Source organism: Klebsiella sp. 141240, from assembly GCF_050600805.1.
GTDB lineage: Bacteria > Pseudomonadota > Gammaproteobacteria > Enterobacterales > Enterobacteriaceae > Klebsiella > Klebsiella aerogenes.
The window spans coordinates 1-320 of sequence record NZ_JAQIRK010000081.1 but is presented as its reverse complement, the minus strand read 5'-3'; the positions used below and the strand labels follow the sequence as shown (position 1 = coordinate 320).

Annotated in this window: 1 pseudogene; it reads left to right on the top strand. The window is 64.4% G+C overall.

The features are described from left to right. Nucleotides 1–320, top strand: a pseudogene (locus tag PGQ95_RS26435) (sodium-extruding oxaloacetate decarboxylase subunit alpha); the annotation flags it as partial.

The following is a 320-nucleotide window of genomic DNA, read 5'->3' as shown; positions in this document are numbered from 1 at the left end:
ACCTGCCGCCCGGCGGATTTACTCAAGCCGGAGCTGGCGGAGCTTGAAGCCGACGTGAAACGCCAGGCGCAGGAGAAGGGCATCACGCTTGCCGAAAACGCCATCGACGACGTGCTCACCGTGGCGCTGTTCCCGCAGGTCGGCCTGAAGTTTCTCGAAAACCGCCACAACCCGGCGGCCTTTGAGCCCGTGCCGCAGGTGGAAGAAGCAAAATCTGCCGCGCCAGCAAAAGCCGCCGCCTCCGGCGTCTACACCGTCGAAGTGGAAGGCAAAGCCTTCGTGGTCAAGGTCAGCGACGGCGGCGACGTCAGCCAGCTCAG